Genomic DNA, 26,450 nt, shown 5'->3' on the forward strand with positions numbered 1-26,450 from the left:
GTAAGGTCATGAAGATTTATAAAGTAGGCGACAAACAAAAGGCGGTATGCGAGTCATGTCAATCGCTGACTGACGCGACCTTTATGTTACGTGATGTTCCTTTTAGTGATGGCAGTGGCACCGTCAAAAATGCATTAGCGGGTGTATGTGATAGTTGTAACGAGGTTGTGTTAATTCCTCACCAGTCAACACCTGCCATTAAAAAGCAATTAGATACTCATAAGAAAGCTGTGGAGACTAGAGTTCCCGCTCACATGGTTGACATGCTCAACTTAGCCAGTATGGAGCTAGGTGGTAGTACAGACTTTTCTAATGCGTTAATTAAGTATTATCTGCACAACCTGTCAGAACAAAAAACATCCGTCAAAGGCCTTATTAAATATCTTGAAAGCGATCTTGCAAAAGGCGTGGCTCAAAAACGTATTTCGCTGAAAGGAAGACAAGTCTCTAAGGAAATTGATAACATCAAATTTAAAACGAGTATTGGCAGCACTACTGATGTGCTTAAAGCGGTAGTACTGAAAATCAATGATGACGTCTTCGTTCATCCCAAAACTCAGCTCATTAACAGTCTTAAGGGCGTTGCTGCCGCATTCGCATAACATCCACTAACTAATTTACTCTGCCTAAATAGGAGGATCGTGTTTGCAATTACTTTATATGCAAGCCCGCTACTACGATCCGGTGATTGGGCGTTTTTACTTAAATGATCCGGTTGATATTATTGGACACGTGGAGCGAGATAACCCAACACGCGGTTTGTGGCAGTATATTTATGCGACAACAATCCCCACAAGGATACTGATCCTGGTAATGGAGATCTAAGTGAGGTATTTAAACCTTTAACTGATTTTTTAAAAAATACTGAGAGACAGGCTCGTCAACTACCTAGAGAGCACTGCTACAGGATTAATACCCGGATCGAGTCGCTTGTTTTGGCAGGTGCAGATGCGTTTGTAAATGACGTTATGACAGTACAACCTCTGGTACTGCATCCGCACTAACAGATACAACGGCTATAACTCGTAACTATTGTAAAGTAATATCTACAAACAAAGTTAAAGCTGTAATACATGCTCTGTCCCAAGTTGAAGGAATTTTGGTGGTTTAATTCAAGCTGATAATAAAGCTAAGAATATAGAGGATGAAAAGTAGATTAAGTGACATTAATATATTTTTATCGGCGTTATCTATATTGTTTTTTGGGTATATAAAATTTTTGTTTGAACCTAGGTTTATTGGGTCAAGAGAAAATCGATTTGAGCAGGATAGTTCTCCCTTTCTGCTATGCTCTGGCATCATTTTTTTCGCGATATTTTCGCATCAACAGTACAAGGCTGCGCAGAATCTTATAGTGCTAAAATAACACCGCAGCCAAATCACGGGTACAGCGAGGTTAATAAAGGGCAGGATACCTATCTACTGTCCTATGAAGGTATGTCCAGCCAGTCTTTTGAAGCCTAAGATTTTTTCAATATTTGCTGTTATTCATCCACGTTAACCAGCACTGTCGCAATGTGTGCCGTTGTTTGCGTCTTCCTCTTCTTTTACCATCTTCAAGTAGGTTGCCAGGCTCTTATCTTTTTCGTCTTGGTAGCGAGTATTGAGTTTTGCGAACTCGGATATTCGGTCGAGGCGAAAGTTTCTAAAAGCGCCGCGCAGTTCGCACCAGCCGGCCAGTAGCCAAATAGGGCTAAACGAAATCAACGCTAAAGGCCGGATGGTGCGCTGACTTTGCTGTTCGCTTAAATCTGTATAAGTAAAGCTCACAAGGTGCTTGCGCCTAATGCATTCTCGCACTTCGGTGAAGTTTACCACCCATGGGATCTTATAGCGGCTGGGGGCTGAGAATGTACTGATTTGGTGAAGTTCATTAATCAAGGGAGCAGGCAAGGTGGCTTGAATTTTTTTATAGGCGCTTTGCGCTTTTTCAGCAAATTTTTTGTCGGTCCAGTTACTCACCATACCAATACCTAACGCTATCGCTTCTAATTCGTCTGCATCAAACATGATGGGTGGCAAATGGTATTTTTTATCAATCACATACCCCACACCAGCTTCACCCAAAATCGGTACACCCGAATAAATTAGGTCTTGAATATCTCGATAAATTGTTCTGTGACTTACTTCTAATGTTTCAGCTAATGTTTGTGCTGTAACGGCTTGGTGCATTCTGCGTAAGTGATGAACAATATCGTTGAGTCTTTCGGCTTTGCGCATATTTGATTGCTCTAGCGTTGTGAACACCTGACGTTATGTTATTCAAACACTACTGACATTAGCTGTCAGTAGTCAATGGCTACTATGAAGTTGCGTTAAATAACAACTTACAGGAGAGCGCAATGATTGGTTATGTAACGGTTGGAACAGCAGACTTGGCGAAGTCAGGTGCATTTTATGATGCTTTATTAGGAACGATAGGGGCGACGCGGTTTATGGAAGAGCCCAATTACTTTATTGCTTGGGCGAAAGCGCAGGGTGAGCCATCTCTTGGGGTGGCATTGCCGTTTAATAAAGAACCCGCCACTGCGGGTAATGGCACTATGGTGGCGATTGCGCTAGAAACCCCAGAGCAAGTGGATGCGTTTTACCACAAAGCACTTGAGCTAGGCGCAACTACTGAAGGGGATGTTGGCTTTCGCCCCGCGGATGCCAAATCAGGCTTTTATGCAGGGTATTTTAGGGACCTAGATGGCAATAAGCTCAATGCCTTTTGTATCGTAAACTAACGCCTTTTGCCCTTTCACAGGAAACTTAAGTTGTGCTGAGGGTCTTAATAGCGGCAACACAGTAGGAAAGTCAGTTAGTGTTAACTCGACGCTAAAAGCCCTGAGCTCAGGGCTTTTTTGTCTTTCAGCGCATTCAGCGCTTAGTTCAGAAAGTGTAAAGGCAACCTTTACACTTTTGTTGGAGTAAAGTGCTGATATCTGAGTTAGCATATCGTGTTCTGATATACATTATTACTGCATTCGAACTTTATACACCTATTGCATTCTAAAGCGAGCATGAGGGAAGCGCGATGTCGTTTTCATGGTGTGATTAATTGAATACGTGCAGTGTTAAAACCCAAATATCCAATCTACTGAATAATCTAAGGACTTTTATATGAAAAGCAGCATGAAAATATCTTCTGTTTTACTCATCACCACTTTGACTTTGTCATCACAGGCATTTGCCAACGACACGGTAGATAAATTAAAAGGCTTGCTGGGTAAATCTAGCAGTACAGAATCAACGCAATTAACTCAGTCTACACAAGCATCTGAATCCTTGGACATTGCAAGCTTAGTCAGCATGGTGTCTGACAACCTAGGGGTGACTGAAGAGCAATCGCAAGGCGGTGTTGCTTCTATTTTTGACTATGCCAAAGAAAATCTTTCGGGTGGCGATTACACCCAGCTTGCGTCCAGTATTCCTGGTTTAGACAGCCTGATGGATTACGTTCCAGACGTGTCCTCTGATTCATCGTCAAAAAGCTCTTCCATGTCGGGCTTGTTAGACAAGGCTTCTGAATATAGCTCTTCGTTAAGTAGCATAAACGAATTGAAGAAACAGTTTGAAGCCCTAGGTTTGGATTCTGACATGATCAGCAGTTTTGTTACCCAAATCAACGCTTACTTAAGCGGTGACAGCGATACCCAAGCATTGCTTCAATCTGGGTTAGGTAAGTTAACCTCTTTACTTTAATCATCGTTTGGCGAGCTTATTGTCTATCGGTGGTGAGCTCGCCAGCCTATAATACTCTTCTCGTTCTAAAATCAAGCCTGCCATGCCATTCAAAAATTTAGCTTTGACATTCAGTAACCAAGCAAAGTGGGTGCGTATTGCCACTTATCTGGTCGTTACTTATCTCCTTTATGCGCTGGTTTTAGGTGTTATAACGCCTCTGGTGTTGCAATCAAAGCTCCCCAGTGCGCTAAGTGAAAAGACAGGGCGCGCTGTTAGCATCGAAAAAATACGCATTAATCCCTTTTTACTGCGCGTTCGGGTAACGAATTTTCAAATTAATGAACAAGATAGCAATGAGCCTTTTGTGCACGTTGCGCTATTAGAGCTAGATACAGGATTTTGGCAAAGTTTATTGCACCTGACACCGGCGGTTGAGCATGTGTACATAGAAAAGCCATTTGCGCACGTAGCACGCACAGCTGGTGGCGATAACACTCGTTTTAACTTCACTGATGTTATTGAAACGCTCTCACAAAATGGGGATGAGCAACCGCAGGAAGATGAAGCGACTAGCGAAATCCCGCATATTCGCCTTGGATTATTTCGGCTTTCAGATGGTCATGTGATGTTGTCAGATAAGGTAACAGGCACTGATATTAACTATCCTGAATTGGCATTCGAGTTAACCGACCTAGATACACTTGCTTCAATCGCAGTTCCCGCCACAAAGAGGGATGCGCTTTTACCTGAAAATCACTATGCGTTCACCTTACTTACCGATGAGGGCGGGGCGGTTCACCTTGACGGGCAATTTCAATTGTCGCCCCTTGAGGTGAAAGGGAGTATCAAACTAGAGAGTATTGCCCTGCCACCTTTGTGGCCATTGTCGAATGAACTAATGGAAGCAAAACTCACAAGTGGATTGTTAGACCTCAATTTGAACTATGCCATGACACAGAGTGATAGCGACATGCATGTACAAGTTAACCGTGCGCAACTGAGCGTTTCGGACTTGACGATTAGTGATGCTACTAGCCAACCTAAAATTAATATCGCAGGTATACACATTACGGGCGTTGAACTTGATAGCGTTTCGCAGCAAGTGGATATTAACAATATTCGTATCGATGCACCGTGGTTTGAAGCGAACCTCGATAAAAGCGGTGTGGATCTGGTTGCTATGCTGACCCCAAAAGCACAGGGAGAAGCTGCTTCTACTACTGAATCTAAAACTGAATCTGATACCGAATTTAAAACAAGGCCACAATCAGAGCCTGAAACCGCGCAGGGAACAAAGCCACCAAACGAGTCTCAAGCCGATTCACAACGAGTCTCACAAGATTCAGCTGTTACCCAAACCGCGAGTGCATCACATGCCGACTCATCCGCCCACGATTTACCTTCGAGTCAGGCCGCTGACTCTTCGGATGATAATGCTAATTCGGCCCAGACAGCACCCACTTCGGTTACCGCCACTGAATCTAAATGGCGAGTCATCCTGCAATCATTTGCGTTAAACAATGGTGGAGTTGACGTAAATGAAAGCATGATGGCGGACGATGTGCATTGGCGCGTGTTTGATATTAATGCCTCAACAGGGGTAGTCGATACCCGTTTTGGAAGCCCTATCGACTATGCATTACAGCTCGGGATAGCAAGCGATGCCACTAAGCGCCCAACGAGTGCATCAGGCAAGTTTACGACTAACGGTAAGGTCATGGTGAAAGAGCAACAACTGTCCGGCTCGGTAGATTTTAGCCAGTTCGCTTTGTCGCAATTACAGCCTTATATCTCACAGTATTTGAACGTCAATATGCAAGAGGGGGACGCTGGCATATCGGGTACATTTTCTGCTGGCGTTAATAGCCCTATTAGCTTTTCTGGCCAGGCTGGCGTGAGTGCGCTTGTGGTCACCGATGGGCCCAAACAAGAGCCGCTGCTTAAATGGCAATATATGCAAGTGGATGGCATTCAATACGACTCACACAAACGCGCATTCTCATTACAAAAAATCGCCTTTAATAAGCCTTTTGCCAAACTAGTGATTGATAAAGACAAACACACGAATATCAGTGACTTGGTTATACCGCAAACAGCAAATGATGCGAACACTGAGCAACCACAGGCAACTGACGAGGATAGTGATACAGCACGACAATCTGACCAGCAAACTTCACCAGAAACGGCATCTGCAATGGCGATTGATATCGGCGAAATCAGCCTGCTCAATGGCAGCGCTTACTTTGAAGATAACTCACTTAGGCCACGTTTTGCATCCAGTATTGAGGCGCTTAATGGCAGTATTGCAGGCTTGTCGTCCAGTGCTGATCAACCTGCGAAAGTGGATATTGCTGGCAAGATAGATGGCTATGCGCCTGTTGCATTAAATGGGGCCATTAACCCGCTGCTTGAGGACATGTTTCTTGATTTGAATTTTTCGGTGAGTGGCGCAGAGCTGACATCGGTTAACCCCTATTCGGGCACGTATATGGGGCACTTTATTGACAAAGGGCTGTTGTCTCTCGATGTGAAATATTCCCTGCAAGACAATCAGTTACGCGGTGATAACCATGTGGTGATTGACCAGCTAACCTTGGGTAGAAAAACAGATTCTGATCAGGCGCTTAGCCTACCACTAGGCCTCGCTATTGCGTTATTACAAGACTCAGATGGTGTGATTGACTTAGGCATGGAAGTGTCAGGTGATTTAAATAACCCTAGCTTTGGTTTTGGCTCGATCATTTTAAAGGCATTAGGTAATTTGATCACTAAAGCCGTTACCGCGCCGTTTTCCTTGTTGGCCAATCTAGTTGGCAGTGACGATGAGTTAAGTGAAGTCGCGTTTTCCTCTGGCTCTGCAGAGTTAAACGGCGATATATCTGAAAAACTGAATACATTAGCCGAAGCCTTGGCTAAGCGCCCAGGTCTAAGAGTTAACATTGAAGGTACAGTGAACGAGGTGCCAGATGCGTACGAACTGGCCGAACAAAAATTGCAGCAACAGTTACTTGAGCTGTCAGGGGAAGCGGCTCTTCCTGCTGATTTATCCTCAAGCACGCTAGTACTAGCAAGTCCTTTTGGACGTGCATTAACAACATTGTTTGCTTCCGCGACGAATAAACAAGTGGATGAAGAACGGCTGACAGTAAAAGCGCAACTGTTACAAGGCCAGCCCGATGCAGATGATGGCCAGAGCACTACCACCCCAGAGCAGCTAGACCAGGCCCTGGTGATTGCCATGTACAATCAGGTGAGAAGCAGTATTAATATTCCCCCGCGTGCCTTAGGTAAACTCGCTGATACACGGGCCAAAGTGGTTAAAACCTTCTTGGTTAACTCAGCTAATGTTGATACCAATCGCCTATTTTTGCTCAATAGTCGCCAGCATCTACAGCGTGATAAGAGTGGTGTAACGCTCACCCTAGAAGCAAATTGATACGCAGACGAGCACGCAATCATGTTAGGTGATAAAAACAAAAATGCCGCTCAAGTCTTTTACTTAAAAGAACTGGGCGGCATTGTCTTGTTTTGACGTTTATTGCTATGTGCTTAGTAATTAACGCCTTGCGGTTAGTATTTAACGCTAACGCCAGCGAATAGACGAGGGCCGTAGTCGTTTACTTCACCCAGGTTGCCTTGCACGTAGTAGTCCTGCGATTTTGGTGCGCTAAACAGGTTAATCGCTTCTACTTTCACCCGTATATTACTATTGATTTTATACGACGCGCGAGCTTCCCACACACCAACTTCATCAACATAACGCAGACGGGTGCCGTTGCTGGTATAAGGTTGGAAATATTCGCTACGGTACTTATAAATAATCGCCGTGTCTAAATCACCAATTTGATAGTACAGCTGGCTGCTAAACACGTGTTCGGAAAAACCAGGCACTGAGCCAGGTGGTACAATGCCGGCTTTAAGTTGAGTGGTGTTACCGTCTAAATCGGTAATAAAGGTATCACCGTACAAACTGTCTTCGAATTCGAAGTCGGTATCCGCATAATTGTAGCCAATTTTGATACCAATTCCGCTGTCCCACCGATAGGCGATTGACGTTTCAATACCAAATAAATCAGCTTCGTCGTCAGTGGTAACCGAATTGGTGACTGGTAATGCAAAAGTTTCACCGTCGATTTCAAAGTTTTCGAGTACTGTTCTTTGCTGAAAGCCACCTTGGAATTGTTTGTAGTAAAAGCCAAATGCAAAGATAGAATCTTCATTCGGGTACCATTCAAACGCCACATCGTAGTTCCACGACATTAAGGGCTGGGTATTTGGGTTACCAGAGCCGTTTACACCGACCAGTAAGTCTGACAGAGACGTAGGAGCGATATCATCATCTGTTTGGAATGTGCGGCTGTAGCCCATATCAGACGGGTCAGCGCGGGACATGCCACGGTAAACACCACCACGAATTAAAATGTCATCGCTGTAATTAACCACTAAGTTGAAGCTGGGGAGCACTTCAGTGTAATCGCCGCCCCCTTCAATTCTTTCTAATGAGTCGCCTGGCACAAGACTGAGCACACCGAGTTCGTCTGTGACTACCTCAAAGGTGTTTCTAAAACCGATTGAGGTGACGTCTGTATCAACTAGGCGAACACCAAAGTTACCGCGGATCAATTTACCAAACATTTCGGTGTCATAACTTGTCATAACGTAAGCAGAGTTGGTTTTTTCTGTCACATCTATGGTGCCGCTATTTTCGTACTCTAGTTCAGGGTAACCAAACTCAGCACCTTGAGATGCAGCAACCGCCTCAGAAAAACACAAGTTATCATAGGTTGCCCAAGACGATCCTGTTCCGCTATCAACTACGTTGCCGTCACCATCTACATGGGTGACTAAATTCCCGTCAGACACTTCAGACAAAAAGCCACTTTCTGGGAAGTCTTTTTGGCAACTCTCAAGTACTTCAATGGCAGAGGTGTTACCCGTGTCTAAGGTGTATTCATTTCTTGAGCCGTTACCTTGACTGCCGCCGTACTGAATAAAGCTCAATTCAGACGTTCGAAGGCCAGCTTGTACACTGGTAAAAACATCGCCATCTAACTGGTAATCAAAATCTATCCGCGCGGATTTAATTTCATTGTCCCGAGTATTTTCTTTATCGATGCGGGTACGTAAGCTGTCAGTAAAATTACTGATGTCAGTCAAATCTATATCTGTCACCGTAAAGTGCGGGATATTATCACCCATATCCCAGCTAAAGAATTGTCTGTCTGGGGTGCGTCCTCTGTTCGACACCTGCAGCTCTTCACGCTCGGTTTTTGAATAAGACACATCCACATTAATGGTTAGCGCGTCTGTCGCGTAATGCTCTACGTTCAATCCATAGCCGCGGTATTTTTCTTCCCGAGAAAACTGCTCACCTGCTGATTCTATGCGATCTTGACCTTCCCAGTGCAATATACCGCCCACACTATTGGTTACTAGCGTTGGACCGGTTAAACCTGGTATGGCGCGTTTTTGTAAAAAGATTAAGTCATGACGGGATTCTTGTTGGGTGCGGTCAGATACTTGTGCATCGAAGTTGATATCCCACGCATCGGATGGTTGAAATTGCAATGCTAGGAACAGAGCGTCTCGTTCATCCGAGGTCTCATTTTGGCGGTAGCTACGGCTACTGCCAGTCCACGCATAAGGGATTCCATCACTTTCGGCTACGCCTGTTTCTGGGTCAATATTGGCTTGATAACCTTGGTTGCTGCTACCACTGACTTGGTCTTCACAGTCACCTGCGCTGCTACGGTAAAAGCCTTCGTTAGTATTCGTCGGGTCGTTCAGGCAGGCCCATAAAGACGAGCCCGTTGGACTTGAGCTTCTGTACTCAGCTTCTGGTTGGCTAATGTCTTGGCGCTGCACCCCAAAAGACACCCCAAGTGCTTGGCCATTATCGAACTCAAATTGGTCAACATAACTAAAGGTGCCGCGAAACCCTAAATCCCCTTGCAAAGAGTTGTCTACATTGCCTTCCTCAGGGTTGTAATTGGCTTTGACTTCACCTTGAAAGCGTTGCTTGCCAAAGTCTAGCGGCTGAACCGTTTCTAAAGAAATCACTCCAGCCACACCGCCTTCAATCATGGAAGCATCTTGGGTTTTATAGATAGCGACTTTCTTAACCAGTTCTGACGGAAACTGTGAGAAGTTAACCGAGCGGTCACCACTGCCATTCGTCGCTTGACGTCCGTTAATGTGAGTCGCACTTAAAAACGGGCCTAGACCACGAATGGTAATCTCCGTCGCGCCGCCGTTCTCACGGTGTGATGCTGCGCCAGTAATAGATTCCAGCGCTTCACCAATAGAAAGGGCAGGCAAATCGCCAATATCTTCAGAAGAAAGTCCATCCACTACCGTGGTGGACTCTCGCTTGATGGCAATTTGATCTTGAATTGTACGGCGGGTGCCGACCACATCAATGATTTCCAATTCAGCATCACTTTCGTCAGTTAATTGCTGTGCTTCTTGCGCGTGTAATGTTAGGGCCGTTGTGCTGGCTAAACTTACTAAAATGGCTGTTTTTATCCATTTAGCAGTTGGGCTCAGTCTAAATCTTCTATTCTCCATGCTACGCGGATGCGCGGTGTTCTTTTGTTGTGTGTTCAACGACATTTCGAGATCTCCGTTGTGTCTTTTCATGCTTTCTTTCATGCTTTTTTCGCGGCGAATGGTGGTTTCAGAGTGTAAAGGCGCTCGGCGTTGATTATTCATCGCTTGCCACCCACGTTGAACCAACGCCTACTTCCGTCGCTAATATGTAGTGAAGCCCTTTAGCGCCAGCTATTGCTTGTGCGCCAGCAGGGTCGGTTTCAGTAAGCGTGTTGGCAGCCGTAACTAATTCAGGTGCTTCTTTGCCGTTATCTGCTGGGTTTTGGTCAATTGCACCATCTGCATCAAATTCGCCATTACCGTTTAAGCCTCGGATATCAACCCAGTCATCGTCTTCCACATCACCCGAGGCATAGCTGTCGCTAAAACCAAAGTTATTGGAAAATAGGGATTCGTCGTGGTTAATTATGTCGCAATCATATTCAAACGAATGGTCACTGCTGCTATCGTCGAAAGCGAGAAAGAGCCCTTGTGTATTCGCATTGTCGTTTAAACCATTGGCAATTAAATTGGCGTCAAAGTTAATCACGAAGAAATTTTTGGTAATCGCATAAAGGACTGGACTGTTTACTGCGGTAAGTTCATCACAATCACCCACGGGGGCTTTGGAGCCAATCTCGGTACTAAAGACAATAGGTTGTATTGCGTTGAGTACCGTATTGTTAGCCACTGTCAGCGTTAAGTCACCTGTGCCGTCAAGCACGGCTTGGTTGCCTGAATTTGGCACGCCGCCATCGGCTTGTGAAAACGGGTTGGCGGTGAATACAATGCCGCCCGCTTCTTTGTTGGTGGAGCGAATACCTGCGATATAGTTATTGCTGATGGTATGGCCTAATGGCGTAACCAATACGCCACTAGGTCGGTCGTCAGAGCCCGCTATATCTGTGGTGCGCAAAATGATGTTTTCGCTAACCGTATTGAAGCCACCGTCCTCTAATGAGATACCGCCGTTGGCATTGATAATGGTATTACCCTTTATCGTGGCGCCGGAGGTTTGCACCCGCATTAAACGCCGACCGGTGACGAAGTTTTCAACTCGGTTGTACTGTATGGTGAAGTTGGCATCGTCAGCTGCATCACTTCCCGTTGTGCTTCCAAGATTGAGGAGCAACAGGCTAGAGTTGTCAAAATTAGGGTTGTTGCTGTCGCTGAACAAATTGTACTGAATGACGTGATTAGCACTAGATGATGCTAATTTGATTACAGAGCCTTCTTGCGTGATTTCACGGCCTTTAAAGGTATTGCGTTCAATTAATGCACTGTCACCTTTAAGCATAAGCCAATGGTAGGCATCATCTGGATAATTCAGGACTGTGTCTTCACCATCCATAATATTGTGGGAAAAGACAAAGTTATCCCCTTCAGAGTAAATAATCGCTTCTTCGCCACTGTCGCACGTAGAGCCGGAAAGCGTATCTACGTCGTTGAACGTTAACCCAGTGACCGCAGCGCCCTCGACGCCACTTGCTACGTGTATGCAAAACTCACCGGTAATTGTTGGTGATTGGCCTTCTAGCGCTCGTAAGGTAATGGCACTGGTAAATGCTAACTCGGCCATTCCTGTGTAGTTGTTGGTGCTGAGTCCTAATACATCGCCGTCTGCCAAACTGCCAATGGCAGCTTCAAGTGCTGTAGCATCAGCAACAACTTGGGTGTAAACCAATGTTTCGAGCGCGTCAGTGACGGTCGCTGAAAACATATCGTTATCCGTGTATGAAGCGCTAACGGATATGATTGACCCGGCTTGGGTTGTTGGGGTGAATGTTTTGCTGCTGCTATCAGTAATTTCAATACCGTCGGCAGACCAGGTATAAACCACATTGTTTTCATCAACGCCGTTATTGTCAGTAATTTCTGCGCTCAGGGTAGCGCTGGCGAGATAAGGTGACGTGCCCACTATCTCGATACTACCTGCTTGGTCCACCGCTACGATAGTGACAGCAATAGTTGGCTCTGAAGTGTAGTTTTCATCAAAGCCGTTATCGTCGACATACATTAGCTCGACTGTAATGACACTGCCTACGATAGAAGCATCAACAACATAGCTACTATTAGTCGCGCCAGCAATGGCGTTATCGTCAGCGTACCATTGATAACTTACCGTACCTGAAACACCGTCAAGGTCAGTTATTTCTATCATCAAGGTATTATCGACTGTTGGGGCTCCCTGAATAACAACTGCACCAACCGAATTGACTCGAGATACGCTATTCGTTCCACTTGAAGTAGGAGACTCGCTAAAGCCTCGGTCATCTTCAAACGCTGCAGTAACAGTAATGACCGTTCCGAACTCATTTTCACCTAGGGTTAACTCTGATGTTACTTCACCGTCGATGACTGCATCATCTGCAAACCAGGTATAGATAATCGTTGCGCCTTCGATACCGTTTTGGTCTGTCACCGAAGCGCTTAGCGTAGAGCCCACCAAAGCATCACCACTTATGCTGACTGATGCAGGAAAGGCAATAGCCGATACATGCGAGGTAGGGGCACTAATGTGAGATTCGTTGATATTACCATCGTCTGTGTAAAGCGCTTGAACCGTTATTGGAAAACCAATTTGTTCATCAGTGAGTGTCAATGTTGATGAGTTCGCGTCCGCAATGGCTACGCCGTCAGCATACCAATAATAAGTGATTGCGCTTGAGATCCCGTCGGGATCATTTACAGATGCACTTAAGGTTTCACCAGATAAGGCTGTGCCTGACAGTGAAATAGAGCCCAACGTGTTGGGGTTATTGTTCGAGTCTGTACCACAGCCTGTTATCGCCGCTGCAATCGCACAAAGTGCAAATGTTTTAAGCTTCATGATGGCTCTATTCTCCGTGTTATTGGTTTTTAGTTGTGCCTTTGTAGTTACCAAAGAGTGGTTCATTGGATTACCAAAAGTTATTTTATTAATACCAAATTGTTAACCTGTTGGTTATATAAACACATTCATGAAACATCTTTCAATGGTTAGATGATAATTATTTACATTTAATTTACATTTTAGGTCGAATTGCTTTCGAGTATTTTTTGTCACGGTAAGTGACGCCTTATTGAAAATGTGAGACGTGATTTCTCAGCTCAAAAATGAGCAGTATTTACGACGGCTAGTGAAGCGCTCTCAATGGAAGATATAACAGAGATGTCAGACGATGAGGCTGTAGGTCTGATATTAAAAATAAACACCAGAAGCGTTGATAATTGACGGATTCGTGGCGCGTAGGGCCACCATTTCTACTGAAGATTAATCTCGATAGCCAGGATGTTGATTTTTGAGATGATAAAATGTGGCTTGAACATAGTCTCTTGGATCGCCACCGTTGTTTTGATTGTAAACACCGGCTTTGAAATACATATATTGATTACTTTTACCATAACCACTGTCAGTCATATCAAACGTCTTCGTTATATTCGGCTTTGATTGGCGTATCAGCGTGACAAACAGCACATTATTCTCGACACTGATTTTATAGCTAAATTTTTCGTTCAATCTGATGCCATCAGTAGGGTCTGGCAATGTATGTGAGCGAGAGCCAATAAGGTTTACCCAAGTGTCATCACCATCATTCTCTTCGTGAGCGAAGTAAATTGAGCCGAATTGATTGTTAGGTAACTTGCGATAATACAGTCTAATAGGCTCATCATCAGTAGCATGTATTTGACCTATAATGACCCGGCCTACCATCTTTTCATCACCCGTAATCGAAACACGATTAACCGCTAATGTTGCTTCTAAATTGCCTTCAACGGCAGCTGCTTTTCCTTTAACAGAGCCGTGAGCACCGGCAAAAACCCAATTGTTCTTGGTAATGCCTTGGGTTTTAACGCGCATGTTGCCACGCCTAAGCATTTCGCGAAGTTCGGTGCGAGCGTACTTGGTATTTTTGGACGTTTTTGCTCCCACATTGGGGCAGGCGAATACCATGCCGCCATCATCTGCGGTGTAGAAAAGGGGTTTTAATTCGAAACCACTACTTAGAGGTTTCTCATAGATGGTGTCTGCTTTTAGGTCTTTATTTAGATCTGTCGGTAGGGTTAAGCTCCAATCTAACAAGTCAAAATTATCGCTGGGAGGCTTGTCTGCGCCGAGACGGTTTGCCTCACCTAATAACATGCCATCGGGGAGTGAGCTATGTGATTCAGGTAACGTACTCGGAGAATCGCTCACCTCAGCCATGGCTGTTGCCGAACAAATGACAACAGTGATGAGTAAGAGAAGTTGAATTGTGTATAAAATACTTTTTAGGGTTGATCTCATATCTCTTCTCGTCGGATTTTATTAGTCAATTGTTTCAAGTAAATTGTCTCGAATAGATTATATTGACTCAGCGATAAAGTAGGTTGTTCCGCTCAACTTTTCAGGTCTGATTCGGTTAATTCTATGTCAAACACCTATGCAAAATCGCCATTGCAATTATTCTTAATGTGAACAAAATGTTGTGGGTAAGTCAATGTTGTGCTTTCCAATTATAGGTAATTGGTTTGTTGTATTGGTCTTACCGTGAGTTTTCATTCTCTTCGTTACAGCATGGCTCACGGTACAAAATTTATTATCGAGCCACTTAATTCAAGAAAGCTTTACAAACATCACATTGGTATATTGCATTGCGTTATCCCACTGGTTTTACTCATAAATTTCGCGCGATAAGCTGAACACGTCGAAAGGTGCTTCTGAAAAGAAAGGGATGAATTAGGCGATAATATGCGTACGATAACCATCGGAAATGACAAGTAAAAGGTAATACTTTGCACGAAATACTCTGGCTTCTAAGTATTTGGTGATGATGCTGGGAGCCTTGACAGCGTCGACTTTTTAAAAAATAAAGATATAACCAACACATTTTGAATTACTTGACTAAAGTTTAAGGGTGAATGACTGTAAATCATTGATAATAAGAAGTTAAAACCTTTAAAACCGCACCCATAGAGATACCAATGAAAATCTCAAGCAAACTCATGCTTATCGTTATGTTGACCATTTTCGAAATCACGCTCACGTTGTTTTCGATACTTGAGATCTCCAAAGGGGCAAAGTTTCACCAGCTCAACTCCTTGCATCTCAAGTATACAGTTCAATTTTCAACGCATATTTCGAAGTTGGAAAAAGACCAAATTGAAGAAAAAGAAAGTGACATTGAGCAGTTACGTATTGCAGTCAAAAACGTTCGGCAGCAACCCATTGAGTGCTTAGATACCGTGGACTTTGTTAATGGTTTCATAATGCGTCAAATAGGTACCTTCCACGCAGTAAAAATATGTGAAAAAGACATCAATGACGCCAATTTTGCATTGAGCGTTATAGATAATTACGCTCAAGGTTCGATTGACCGAGAGAGGTTTATTGCTGATTTAAAAGAAGTTAGCCAGAGATTTAATCAAAACTCTTCTGATTTTGAGAAGCCTGTTGCAGATACCGTTTCGTTTATTATGCGCACCATGGTCCCTTTTGTAATCTGTCTTTCCTTGTTTAATATCCTTTTTATCACCTATATGTCGAAAACGATTTCTTCGTCTATTCGAAATACGATCAAACTGCTAAGACGCTCTGACGATACGCAAATACTGTTTGAGCAGATTGAAAAACGCACAACCGGAGAGCTAAAAACGCTATTAAAGGTCGCTAAAAAACGTATCGCTAATGAAATGCTGACTGCCCAGATTAATCAGAAGCTCGAACGCCTAGTAGAAGAGCGCACCACCAGCCTGCTAAGAGCAAATGAAGAGTTAGCGCAATTTGCCTATCGGGCTTCCCACGATCTCAAAGCGCCATTAACCTCCTCAAAGATGCTGACCCAGTTTATTGTCGAAGACATAGAGAACGGCAACTATGCCAATGCCATCATAGATACCAATAAAATTCATGATCAAATGGAGCGCCTCGAGACCTTGGTAATAGGTATTTTATCGTTGACGTCAGCCGATGCAGAGAATGGTCACTTCTCTGATATCTCATTGGATGCGATTATCGAATCAATAGAACAGAGACTTTTTGGGCCTGAAAATATCTCAAGGGGATTTATTCAATTAACTGATGCCACGACTCAGCCACTAATCAGTGACGAAGTGCGTATTACGCAAATATTAGAAAATTTGATAACAAATGCTTGGAAGTATCGAGATGAATCTAAAGCGACCACGCCGTATGTAAAGGTCTCTGCTATAGAATTACATGACGCATTTCAATTGAGCGTTGAAGATAACGGCTTAGGTATTCCAAATGATCGAAAAGATGAAACCTTTCAGATGTTTAAACGTTTTCACCCCAAGGTAAGTTCCGGTTCGGGCTTGGGTTTAGCGATTGTTAAGAAACATGTGGATATTTTAAAAGGCACCATAGTCGTAGATTCATCGCCCCGTGGTACTTCTTTTATGATCACATTGCCAAAACAGGTGTAGATATGAAATCAGTTAAAGTACTTATCGTAGATGACAGTGAACTAGACAGGTATATTTTGCGCCGTCAGTTAAAGGTGCTAGGTGTTGATAAAGTGGAAGAAAAAGATGATGGCTCAACTGCTTTGGATTACCTGCGAGATTACGAAAGGAATATAAGGTTACACCCCGACAAATATCCGCCCATTGTAATCTTTTTAGATATAAATATGCCTAAAGTAAACGGGTTCGATTTTTTGAAAGAGTTTGCCATTCTTCGTACACAGTTAGCGATATTGTCTTGTGTAGTCGTGATGTATTCATCTTCCGAGCGCCGAGAAGACAAAGAGCGGGCGTTAAAATATGAGTTCGTGCAACGTTATTTAGTCAAGGGAGAATTAAACGAAGAGGTGCTTGATGAAACCATTCAAGCGCTCGGCTAATGATGCCAAATAGCTGAGAAGGAAGGCAAATGTTAGAGATTGAACACTACATAGGAAGACCTAGTTTGGCTGCAGAAGATGGTGAATGGCAGCTGAATTTAGCCCCCTCCTTGCAAGTCAACCTCAACAATATTTGCGAACTTGTTTTACTCACACTTGAGCCACGCTATTGCCGATTGGCATGTCATTATCAGAATATCAATATCTCAGTCGCCAAAAGCGGAATTGCCACAGCGCAAATGCTCGCGGATACTCATTCTTTTCGTCAATCACTGTATTATCGTGGTCAGTTAAGCACCATAGAAATAACAGATGCGAATTGGGTGTGTATAGGCGACGATTATCATCGCGTAAGTATACCTATTGTTCTTAGTGACGCTCGTGGTGGCGAAGTACCCTTTGGTTATTTAGAGCTTTATTACAGCCAAAAACATGAATTTCTGCCCAAAGATATATCGACCCTAAATGTGTTAGTGCGAGACATTACGAGTCATCTAGAGCAGCACCAGCATACTATTAAACTTGACCAAGCACGCGAACTTGACCAGCTTGTTTCTGAATATAATAAAGATTGGATCTACGTCAAGGATGCCAAGTTTAGGTTCATTTACGCTAATCAGGCGTTCATGTCACTTTTCCCTAAAGATAAGCAGCAAGATGTTATCGGCAATACCAATGTAAAAGAGCCTAGTGGCCAAGAGGCCCAAGAACTGCTTGCGCAGGATGAAGCAGCGTTCAAAGATGGCCAATACGTTAGTACCCAAGACGTGTACACATCAGCAGGCCAAAGGATGGTATATGAAACAGTAAAGAGACGATTTTACAACACCAGCGGCAAACCCCATATATTATGCATTTGCAGAGATATCACTGAGCGGGAAAACCTGATTCGGCAGTTAAAACATGCAAATGACGATTTAGACGATTTCACCCATATCGCTTCTCATGACTTAAAAGCGCCTTTAAATGCCATTCGTCGACTTCTAGGATGGATTGAGGAAGATTGCCACAACATTTTGCCAACTGAATCGCAAGAGAATCTTCGCCTAGTCGTCCATCGTGCGAATAGAATGTACCAGTTATTAGAAGATTTACTTTCATTTGCCAAAATTGGTCGTAAAGATACCACGACAAAACGCATTGTATTGAAAACTCTGGTAGGGGATTTAACACCACTACTAGACGCCCCAAAAGAGTTCACTATCAATGTGGCGCCTGCAGAACTAACAGTCGCGCTCGTTCCCTTTAAAACGATCATGCTAAATTTGCTAGGCAACGCGGTAAAGCACAACGACAAAACCAGCCCACAAATCAATGTTGGCTTTCGCGAAATACAATATTTCTACGTGATAAGTATTGAAGATAATGGCCCAGGAATAGATCCAAAAAACTTTGAGCGCATCTTTCAGTTGTTTCAAACACTGAAATCCAGAGATGAAGTTGAAGGCAGTGGGATAGGACTCTCTGTTGTACTTAAGCACCTAAATCAATATGGTGGCAGAATAGAAGTTGACTCTGATGGCGAAAATGGAACTACATTTACTGTGTATTGGCCTAAACCTAAACATGGAGCACAGCAGGGATGAGCACATTTTTCAGTAATGCAAGACTTGATGCATCCTTTGAGGGCGGCGTATGAAGGTGCTCATTGTTGACGATGATGCTGTAGATAGGCGTGTGGTAAGAAGAACGCTTGGCGCGTCCGGTGACTCTTATCATGAAGTTCAAGAAGCGAGTTCTGTTGCCGAAGGGCTTGAGCTACTTGATGGCAATCAGTTTGATGTCATCTTGCTTGATTGTCGTATGCCTGACGTGGATGGTATTGAAATGGTGACTGACATGCATGCTAAGCCAGATATGGGTAACACCGCGGTAGTCATGATAAGCGCCTCAGACGACACTAATTTAGCGCTGCGGTGCATCGAGGCTGGCGCTCAAGACTTCATACCTAAAAATGAGATCACGTTAGCCAAGTTAGAACGGGCCATTCTGCATGCAAATAAGCGCTTCGAGATCGAACAGCGCATGCACATGAGTTATTTAGAAGTAAAAAAAATGGCCGAAATGGACCCCCTGACAGGCCTATCAAATCGCTACCATTTTGAAGAAATGTTGAAAGTCATGATCGCCAATAATAAGCGCGATGGCAGCAATGTAGCCCTTTTAGCATTGGACTTGGATAATTTTAAACACGTAAACGACACCATGGGGCACGAAGCTGGTGACAGTGTCCTTAAGCAGTCTGTAAAGAGAATCCGCAGTTGCTTACGCAATAATGAAGGATTCGCGCGCTTAGGGGGGGATGAGTTTGCCATCATTTTAGGAAATATAACCCATGTGGCGGATGCAAGCAGTGTCTGTAATCGCGTGCTCAATTCGTTCAAGTTGCCGTTTAATATTCAGGGAAAAGAGGTTATCTGCGGTGTAAGCATAGGCGTTGCGCTATGCCCGGTAGATTCGAGTGATTCACAAGCACTATTAAGATGTGCCGATATTGCGATGTACCGAGCGAAACAAAATGGCAAAAACGGCATTAGTTTTTACGAGCCACACTATCAAACTGAATTTAATCAGCGTTTCATCATCCATAACGCTTTGAACAATGTGCTTAAAAACGACTCATTTAGACTATTCTATCAACCCATTTTCTGTGCAAAAAACGGCAAACTCTTAGGCTTTGAAGCGCTTATTCGCTGGCCAGAAGCAGAAGTTTTTTACACCCCAGATGTGTTCATCCCGGTTGCAGAGCAAAGTAAATTGATTGATGGAATTGGCCAATGGGTCATCGAGACGGCTATGAACCAACTTGCACTGTGGCACCAACAGTTCGATGCTAACCTGACCATGTCTATCAATATCTCACCGGTACAATTGCAAAATGAGAGACTACTCAGCGAGTGTCAGCGCGCCCTTGACGCCAATAATGTGTCAGCAAGTAAAATCATATTAGAGATAACTGAAACTGCATTGATTAAAGATAACAGTATGGTTACGCACTCTTTGCGTGTGTTGTCCAAATACGGCTTCAAAATCGCACTGGATGATTTCGGAATGGGATTCTCGTCGGTAGCGCACTTAATGGACTACCCAATTGATATCGTCAAATTGGATAAGAGCATGCAGGCGACGACGCAAGTTTCAGATAAGCGCTTAAGAGTATTCGAGGCGTTGGCACTGATGCTTAAAACCTTGGATTTTATTGTGGTTGCTGAGGGAGTAGAAACAAAGAGCCAAATGAGTTTATGCCAAAAATTCGAATTAGACAGGTTACAAGGATACTTGCTGGGCATGCCAATGGACGCCACTAAAACAGATGTATTTCTGGCTCAGCAGTATCAGATATAGCGCAAATAAGATAAACACGCTTTGATTTTTTAAAAAACGTTTAGCGCATTTTTCAGTGTCTTTATCTGACCAAGTATATCCTTATTTATAATTATAACTTGTTGTTACCTATCAATTTGTTGGAAAGTTCACCCGCTTGAGTTAGTCTAAAGTATTATCTTAGTAGTATTGATGTATTTATGTTCAAAAACGGAATGATCTGGGTTGTACTATCCGTCTTGTTTAGTGCTGGGCTGCAGGGAAGTGAAAAGCCATTTTTTAGTTTTACCGCTGCAGATTTTAGCAAGCAGCTATCTCAGAAAACAGTTCGCCAAGTGTATCAAGACAGCACTGGTTATTTGTGGTTCGTTACACAAGAAGGCTTAAGTCGATACGACGGCTATCAGTTGCTTAATTTCTCTCATGATCCAAGTCAATCAAACTCCATAAGTTCTGATAACGTTCGAACGATTGTTGAAGACAAACAAAAGCGCCTATGGATTGCGACAGATGGTGGCGGGTTGAATTTATTTAATCCAGCAGACCATACTTTTACGCTATTGCGAGAAGGAGGTAATAGGCTTGAATCGCCCATGTCTGATAAAATTCGAAGTCTATATCTAGCCCAAGGAGGAGATATTTGGCTTGGTTACAATAACGGTAACTTCAGTCGGTTTGATCCTGAGAATAATAAATTCACGCATTTTGAAACCCGCAGTTTACTTTCTAGCATAAAACAAGATGCATTTATTACATCAATTACAGAAGATGCTGGAAATATTTATTTAGCGACTGATGGAAATGGCTTGTTAATATTGGGGAAAAGTGACTACTTACTTTCTCATATTCACTCAGAAAGTGAAAAGCCTCTCTTTAGTAATCGGCTGACAAATGCATACGTTGATTCTGCGCAACGTCTCTGGCTTGCGAGTTATGACGCAGGTGTTAGTCAATTAGATTTCGTAAGGAATACATACATATCCTGGCACCACGACGATAGCAGAGAAAGTAGCATCGCCTCTAATTTAGTCCACACCATATTTCAAGATCAGCAACATCGGATTTGGTTAGGAACAGAGGAGGGCCTTAGCTTATGGAATGCTCAAAATAAATTTACTAATTTCAGTGAAAAAAGTGGGGTCAGCAATAACAAGGTACTGTCCATTTTGCAGGATCCCTCAGGTTTGATGTGGATTGGCACATATGGTGGGATAACCAAAGGTATCGAAGTACCATTCGAGTTAATCGATAAAGGTTTAGCGAGTAATACCGTTCTGGGATTTGCTGAAACGCATTCATCTTCCGGCATTAGATCTATATGGGTTGCGAGTTATAAAGGATTATCACAATTAAATAGTGATGGGGTCGTTATGCAAGTGCTTAATACTGAAAGCTCACCACCCCTTAAAGACCCTCGCATAATGACAGTTAGGGGCGATAACAATATTTTGTGGTTTGGCACCCGTGGCAGTGGTTTGGGACGGCTTAATGTTGATACTCAAAAATTAGAATATTTTCAACATGATCCGAAAGATCCGAATAGCATCAGTTTTGATGGTATCTCGAGTATATTACCTGATAAACAGGGGAACCTGTGGGTTGGTACATTTGGCGGTGGGTTGAATTTTTTGCCCGCCAATAGTAAGGGATTTAAACATTTTCGCTATGAAGCTAACAATTCAAATACTCTAAATAGCGATCGCGTGGTAGCGCTCTGGCGACTACAAGACGGTATGTTAGTTGTAGGCACAGTGTCCGGTTTGAATGTGTTTGACCCTGTTACATCTACTTTTAAGCGTATTGAACATCAACAAGATAAGCTGGAAAGCTTATCTGCTCCAACGGCGTGGGCTTTTTATCAAGACCATGATGAAAACCTCTGGGTTGGTAGCCAAGGAGGCGGCTTAAATCAATGGCGCAAAGAGGATGTCAGTGCATTAAAAAATCGCTTTACTCATTTTGATAAGCGCAGCGGTCTACCAAGTAGTCACATTTATTCGATTCAAGGTGATGAAAGTGGATCGTTATGGCTAAGCAGTACCGCCGGTATTACGCGTTTTAATCCAAACAACGGCACTATGCGTCACTTCGATTCATCCCAAGGTATAGAGGACAGCGAGTTTAATTTTGGCGCAGGTTTTACCGATAGTCAGGGCATCATGTATTTTGGTGGTAACTCGGGTCTCGTCCGCTTTCATCCAAATGAAATAAAGGAAAGTAAAAAAGTGCCCCCGGTGGTGTTAGTTAGAATAAAGAAGCTGAATGAAAAAATAGGCGTTGATGTAAGGTACCAAGAGCAGAATGAAATCGTTTTACATTATCTGGATTACTATATTTCTTTCGAATTTGCTGCGTTAGATTTTAATGCGCCTGAGCTCAACCAATATCGCTATAAGTTAGAGGGCTTAGATCCTAAATGGGTCGAATTAGATCATAGCCGCCAAGCAACCTTTACTAATTTACCAGCCGGTCAGTACGAGCTTAAAGTACAAGCCAGTAACCATTTAGGTTTGTGGAATTCACACGGAGTGTCTTTGCCAATCACAGTGTTACCACCACCTTGGAAGACAACGTGGGCCTACTGTTTTTATACATTCTTATGCATTGTTATTTTATTAAACGCCATGCGCAGATACCGTTTGAAACGATTACGACGAGCTCAGCATCTTATTGATTTAGAGGATAAAGTGAAAGAGCGTACCGCTGATCTTAGATTAGCCAATGATAAATTGGAGCAGATTAGTTTCACCGACCCGCTTACTGGACTTAAAAACCGCCGTTACTTGAGCCAAAACCTAACCGCAGATATAGATTTCGTGCTCGCAAGATATGAAGAACATCTGGCTACCGGTGCAGCACAAGCGATGAAAGATACTGACTTAGTCTTCTTTTTAGTCGACTTAGATCACTTTAAACACGTCAACGATCAATATGGTCACAGTGCTGGTGATAGCGTTTTGGTCGAAGTGAAATCAATTTTAGAAAGTGTATTTCGCGAGACTGACTATTTGCTGCGCTGGGGTGGTGAGGAATTTCTTATTGTTGCGCGCTTTGTCAACCGAAGCAGGGCGGTCATACTGGCCGAACGTTTACGTCGTTCGATTCAAGAGCACTCATTCAAGGTCGAAAAAGACATTGTACTAAATGTCACCTGTTCAATTGGTTTCAGCGTGTTTCCATTGCTGTCGAGCAATCCTACTTCACTTAATTGGGAGCGCACGATTGATGTAGCTGACGTGTGTTTATATGCCGCTAAAAAGTCAAACAGAAACACGTGGATAGGCTTTACTGACTTGACGTGCGATGAACAGGACGTGTTTAGTGCTGTAATCGATAAGACTGAATCGTTGATCAGTTCGGGGCAACTAATGCTAGCGAGTTCTATTGATGAAGTGGATAAAATTCAGTGGCGATGAACCTAATTATTTCATAAATATTCTCCCGCTTTTTTCCTCAATTTTGGGGGTATAGTAAATGCCATATATCCCTTAGTGGTGCAAAGTGTAAACTCACTTCCGTTTCTTTTCGTCCCTATTACTTGCTTACACAACCTTTACTCGGCTTTTTAATTTAGTGATATTGACTGCCAGCCAACTATCTTTCCCGTAGCTTCAAGTTGATTTGAAATAAGTGAATGCAACCATAAGTCTAATTGCTATCATTTTATTCATTCATTAATTTCACTCTAATGCATTCATAATTTTCATTTAAAAATAAAAGTCAACAATATCAGTTATATATAAAATGGCACGCAGGTTGCAATCACATAGTTGCAGCGATAGTGCTAACTAAATTGACTTCAAATTCGACGAGTGGATTTGAAAAGGAATATATAATGAAACCAAAATTCAACAAGCAGAGAGCATTACTTCTAGCGGGTCTAGTCTGTTTTAGTTCTGTCTCGAGTGCAGGCCTGGAAGTCAGTAGCTTAGTTAAAGACATCAAATCTACCGTCGTGCCTGGTTCGTTAGGTGTCTCAGAGCTCGTTAACACAGTGGATAGCTTAGTGGGCCTGAATAATGAAGTGATTATTCAAGGGGCTGAAGTGAGTGTCTTAATTGACGTGATTAACACCCTTGGTGGTGTAATAACCCATGAGCTACCACTCATTAACGGCATTGGCGTTCGAGTAAGCGACGCACAGCTTGTTTTGCTTAATCAGTTGACTGACATTATCACTATCAAAAAGAACGAAGCCGTCTATACATCTAGTGCATTAGATCACTGTTTGGTGTATGGAAGTCACGTCGCAGAGCTAACCAATAGAAGTATTCGCTGGAACTTGTACAACGCCCGTGACATGGAAGCGAATATGCAAAGCATGTCTTTTAAATGGCCTGAAGAGCTAGGGCATATCTACTCAGTTAAAGTGAACGGGGCCACTGTTTATTGGCGGTTGTACAGCAAACAGACTGGTGAATTGTCGATAAATATTAAACGACTAAAACGTTTCGCTAAACTAGATTCGTTTGAAGGTGTGACGGTCGAAGTGTCTTTCGCCAATAAAGGCGTGCAAAGTTATCAACAACGAGATTTTTCTTTAGATGTTCAATTCAAAGAAGGTTGCGATCGCAGCCTAGTAAAAGGGTATGACACCCAAGCAAATGAAGGCGACAGCAATAGTTATTATGTTAATAACATTGGCGCTGACGAGCTACATGATCGCGGTATTACTGGTAAGGACGTAACAGTAGCTGTGATTGATAGTGGTTTGTGGGGCGCCCATAGTGCATTAGGAAATGATACGGCGAACAATACCCGTATCAAAGCGGCATATGATGCATTAGAAGATACCGAAGTGAGCCTGAGTAACCTCACTGATGAAAACAGTCACGGCACCCATATTACCGGTATTATTGCCAATAGTGACCGTGCAGTGGTGGACGGCCAAATGCGTAGTTACTATCAAGGTGTTGCACCAGATGCAAACCTCGTGGTGGTAAAAGCCTTTTACGAAGATGGCCATAGCACGTATTTAGACGCATTACGCGGCCTTCAATACATAGCGGATAACCACGAAGCATTGAATATTCGCGTGGTAAACCTTTCTTTTGGTGCGCCGCCTCGCTCAAATTATTGGGATGACCCCATTAACCAAGCGGTGATGGCGTTATGGGAAAAAGACGTTATTGTGGTGACATCAGCGGGCAATACTGGTCCAAGTGCAATGACCATAGGCGTACCCGCTAATGTGCCTTACGTGATAAGTGTCGGTGCAATCAGTGATAATTACACTCAAGACAATGCCAATGATGACACTCTATTGTCATTCTCTTCACAGGGCCCAACGCATGAGGCATTTATAAAACCTGATATGGTGGCACCTGGCGGACATATGTTTAGCCTGGCGAATGAAGACATGTATGTGCCTGCTAAATATCCGCAATATATGGTGGGTAAAGACCGCTTCATCATGTCGGGTACGTCTCAAGCTTCAGGTGTGGTCAGTGGCGTAGTCGCGTTGATGTTGCAAAACGATCCAAGTCTCAGTGCGAATGATGTGAAATGTCGTTTGATGACTAGCACCACTATGGCCCAAGTGAATGGCAAGCTGGCTTACAGCCCATTCCAACAAGGCTCAGGCAGCGTAAATGCGATTAAAGCTGTTGAGTCGAATGAGTCAGGTTGTGCCAATAATGGCATGGACATAGCGGCAGATTTGAGCGGTGAGCAACATTATATGGGAGCAGCTCGAAAAGATGATGAGGGCAACTACTACATTCAAGGTTTCGAGTTTGAAGTGTGGGAAGAAGCCTTCATGTGGGAAGAGGCCTTCATGTGGGAAGAAGCCTTCATGTGGGAAGAAGCCTTCATGTGGGAAGAAGCCTTCATGTGGGAAGAAGCCTTCATGTGGGAGGAAGCCTTCATGTGGGAAGAGGCCTTCATGTGGGAAGAAGCCTTCATGTGGGAAGAAGCGCATATGAACCAAGAGAACTTTATGTTGCAAGAATAACGAATTAATACCCTAAAGGTACCCATTTAGCCCCTTGTCACTGCCTGCCTAGGTTCGTAGCGACAAGGGGCTTTTTTATTTTTAGTGATTAA

At 43.4% G+C, this 26,450-nt stretch carries 15 protein-coding genes; 11 read left to right on the forward strand and 4 right to left on the reverse strand.

The window, feature by feature from the left end; genetic code table 11:
- Positions 1-8: 8 nt before the first annotated feature.
- Both GMES_RS18125 and GMES_RS22530 read left to right on the forward strand, forming a co-directional pair.
- The gene (locus tag GMES_RS18125) at positions 9-602 is read left to right on the forward strand and encodes a hypothetical protein (protein ID WP_039987771.1); all 594 of its coding nucleotides are present in this window, start codon (positions 9-11) and stop codon (positions 600-602) included.
- Between the two features lie 43 nt (positions 603-645).
- Positions 646-825, forward strand: a complete 180-nt coding sequence (locus GMES_RS22530; RefSeq protein WP_006994228.1) for an RHS repeat-associated core domain-containing protein — start codon at positions 646-648, stop codon at positions 823-825.
- 672 nt (positions 826-1,497) lie between these two features.
- On the opposite strand, the gene GMES_RS18135 is transcribed toward GMES_RS22530, so the two are convergent.
- Positions 1,498-2,220 (reverse strand): helix-turn-helix transcriptional regulator, encoded by a 723-nt coding sequence (locus GMES_RS18135; RefSeq protein ID WP_006994230.1) that lies wholly within the window; start codon positions 2,218-2,220, stop codon positions 1,498-1,500.
- Between the two features lie 122 nt (positions 2,221-2,342).
- Between GMES_RS18135 and GMES_RS18140 the strand changes: the two genes are divergently transcribed.
- From GMES_RS18140 to GMES_RS18150, 3 genes are all read left to right on the forward strand, one after another.
- A complete protein-coding gene (locus tag GMES_RS18140) occupies positions 2,343-2,729 on the forward strand; it encodes a VOC family protein (protein ID WP_006994231.1) in 387 nt (128 codons plus the stop codon).
- 376 nt (positions 2,730-3,105) lie between these two features.
- Positions 3,106-3,687, forward strand: coding sequence for a DUF2780 domain-containing protein (locus GMES_RS18145; protein ID WP_006994233.1), 582 nt, complete (start codon positions 3,106-3,108; stop codon positions 3,685-3,687).
- A gap of 82 nt (positions 3,688-3,769) precedes the next feature.
- Complete coding sequence (locus GMES_RS18150; RefSeq protein WP_039987774.1) at positions 3,770-7,105, forward strand: DUF748 domain-containing protein; 3,336 nt, start codon at positions 3,770-3,772, stop codon at positions 7,103-7,105.
- Positions 7,106-7,239: 134 nt separating this feature from the next.
- On the opposite strand, the gene GMES_RS18155 is transcribed toward GMES_RS18150, so the two are convergent.
- From GMES_RS18155 to GMES_RS18165, 3 genes are all read right to left on the reverse strand, one after another.
- On the reverse strand, positions 7,240-10,236 hold the full coding sequence (locus GMES_RS18155; RefSeq protein WP_407636011.1) for a TonB-dependent receptor: 2,997 nt from the start codon (positions 10,234-10,236) through the stop codon (positions 7,240-7,242).
- A 136-nt stretch (positions 10,237-10,372) separates the two neighbouring features.
- The gene (locus tag GMES_RS18160; protein WP_006994237.1) at positions 10,373-13,087 is read right to left on the reverse strand and encodes a poly(beta-D-mannuronate) lyase; all 2,715 of its coding nucleotides are present in this window, start codon (positions 13,085-13,087) and stop codon (positions 10,373-10,375) included.
- Positions 13,088-13,510: 423 nt separating this feature from the next.
- Positions 13,511-14,524 carry a polysaccharide lyase family 7 protein gene (locus tag GMES_RS18165; RefSeq protein WP_226990338.1) on the reverse strand — a complete coding sequence of 338 codons (1,014 nt, stop codon included), beginning with the start codon at positions 14,522-14,524 and terminating at the stop codon, positions 13,511-13,513.
- Between the two features lie 677 nt (positions 14,525-15,201).
- Here GMES_RS18165 and GMES_RS18170 point away from each other — a divergent pair.
- From GMES_RS18170 to GMES_RS18195, 6 genes are all read left to right on the forward strand, one after another.
- Positions 15,202-16,662: a sensor histidine kinase gene (locus GMES_RS18170; protein WP_039987775.1), complete on the forward strand. Its 1,461-nt coding sequence runs from the start codon at positions 15,202-15,204 to the stop codon at positions 16,660-16,662.
- Between the two features lie 2 nt (positions 16,663-16,664).
- Positions 16,665-17,081, forward strand: coding sequence for a response regulator (locus GMES_RS18175; protein ID WP_006994241.1), 417 nt, complete (start codon positions 16,665-16,667; stop codon positions 17,079-17,081).
- Between the two features lie 29 nt (positions 17,082-17,110).
- Positions 17,111-18,667 carry an ATP-binding protein gene (locus tag GMES_RS18180; protein ID WP_006994242.1) on the forward strand — a complete coding sequence of 519 codons (1,557 nt, stop codon included), beginning with the start codon at positions 17,111-17,113 and terminating at the stop codon, positions 18,665-18,667.
- A 49-nt stretch (positions 18,668-18,716) separates the two neighbouring features.
- Positions 18,717-20,426 (forward strand): putative bifunctional diguanylate cyclase/phosphodiesterase, encoded by a 1,710-nt coding sequence (locus GMES_RS18185; RefSeq protein WP_006994243.1) that lies wholly within the window; start codon positions 18,717-18,719, stop codon positions 20,424-20,426.
- Positions 20,427-20,605: 179 nt separating this feature from the next.
- Positions 20,606-23,821: a ligand-binding sensor domain-containing protein gene (locus GMES_RS18190; RefSeq protein ID WP_039987776.1), complete on the forward strand. Its 3,216-nt coding sequence runs from the start codon at positions 20,606-20,608 to the stop codon at positions 23,819-23,821.
- Between the two features lie 419 nt (positions 23,822-24,240).
- A complete protein-coding gene (locus GMES_RS18195) occupies positions 24,241-26,358 on the forward strand; it encodes a S8 family peptidase (RefSeq protein WP_006994245.1) in 2,118 nt (705 codons plus the stop codon).
- The last annotated feature ends 92 nt before the right edge of the window (positions 26,359-26,450 follow it).

Origin of the sequence: Paraglaciecola mesophila KMM 241, from assembly GCF_000315015.1 — a bacterium.
Lineage (GTDB): Bacteria > Pseudomonadota > Gammaproteobacteria > Enterobacterales > Alteromonadaceae > Paraglaciecola > Paraglaciecola mesophila.

Bases quoted from the DNA above. Each gene is read 5' to 3' on its own strand.
- GMES_RS18125 (WP_039987771.1), top strand. From the start codon at position 9: ATGAAGATTTATAAAGTAGGCGACAAACAAAAGGCGGTATGCGAGTCA.
- GMES_RS18135 (WP_006994230.1), bottom strand. From the start codon at position 2,220: ATGCGCAAAGCCGAAAGACTCAACGATATTGTTCATCACTTACGCAGA.
- GMES_RS18140 (WP_006994231.1), top strand. From the start codon at position 2,343: ATGATTGGTTATGTAACGGTTGGAACAGCAGACTTGGCGAAGTCAGGT.
- GMES_RS18145 (WP_006994233.1), top strand. From the start codon at position 3,106: ATGAAAAGCAGCATGAAAATATCTTCTGTTTTACTCATCACCACTTTG.
- GMES_RS18150 (WP_039987774.1), top strand. From the start codon at position 3,770: ATGCCATTCAAAAATTTAGCTTTGACATTCAGTAACCAAGCAAAGTGG.
- GMES_RS18155 (WP_407636011.1), bottom strand. From the start codon at position 10,236: ATGGAGAATAGAAGATTTAGACTGAGCCCAACTGCTAAATGGATAAAA.
- GMES_RS18160 (WP_006994237.1), bottom strand. From the start codon at position 13,087: ATGAAGCTTAAAACATTTGCACTTTGTGCGATTGCAGCGGCGATAACA.
- GMES_RS18165 (WP_226990338.1), bottom strand. From the start codon at position 14,524: ATGAGATCAACCCTAAAAAGTATTTTATACACAATTCAACTTCTCTTA.
- GMES_RS18170 (WP_039987775.1), top strand. From the start codon at position 15,202: ATGAAAATCTCAAGCAAACTCATGCTTATCGTTATGTTGACCATTTTC.
- GMES_RS18175 (WP_006994241.1), top strand. From the start codon at position 16,665: ATGAAATCAGTTAAAGTACTTATCGTAGATGACAGTGAACTAGACAGG.
- GMES_RS18180 (WP_006994242.1), top strand. From the start codon at position 17,111: ATGTTAGAGATTGAACACTACATAGGAAGACCTAGTTTGGCTGCAGAA.
- GMES_RS18185 (WP_006994243.1), top strand. From the start codon at position 18,717: ATGAAGGTGCTCATTGTTGACGATGATGCTGTAGATAGGCGTGTGGTA.
- GMES_RS18190 (WP_039987776.1), top strand. From the start codon at position 20,606: ATGTTCAAAAACGGAATGATCTGGGTTGTACTATCCGTCTTGTTTAGT.
- GMES_RS18195 (WP_006994245.1), top strand. From the start codon at position 24,241: ATGAAACCAAAATTCAACAAGCAGAGAGCATTACTTCTAGCGGGTCTA.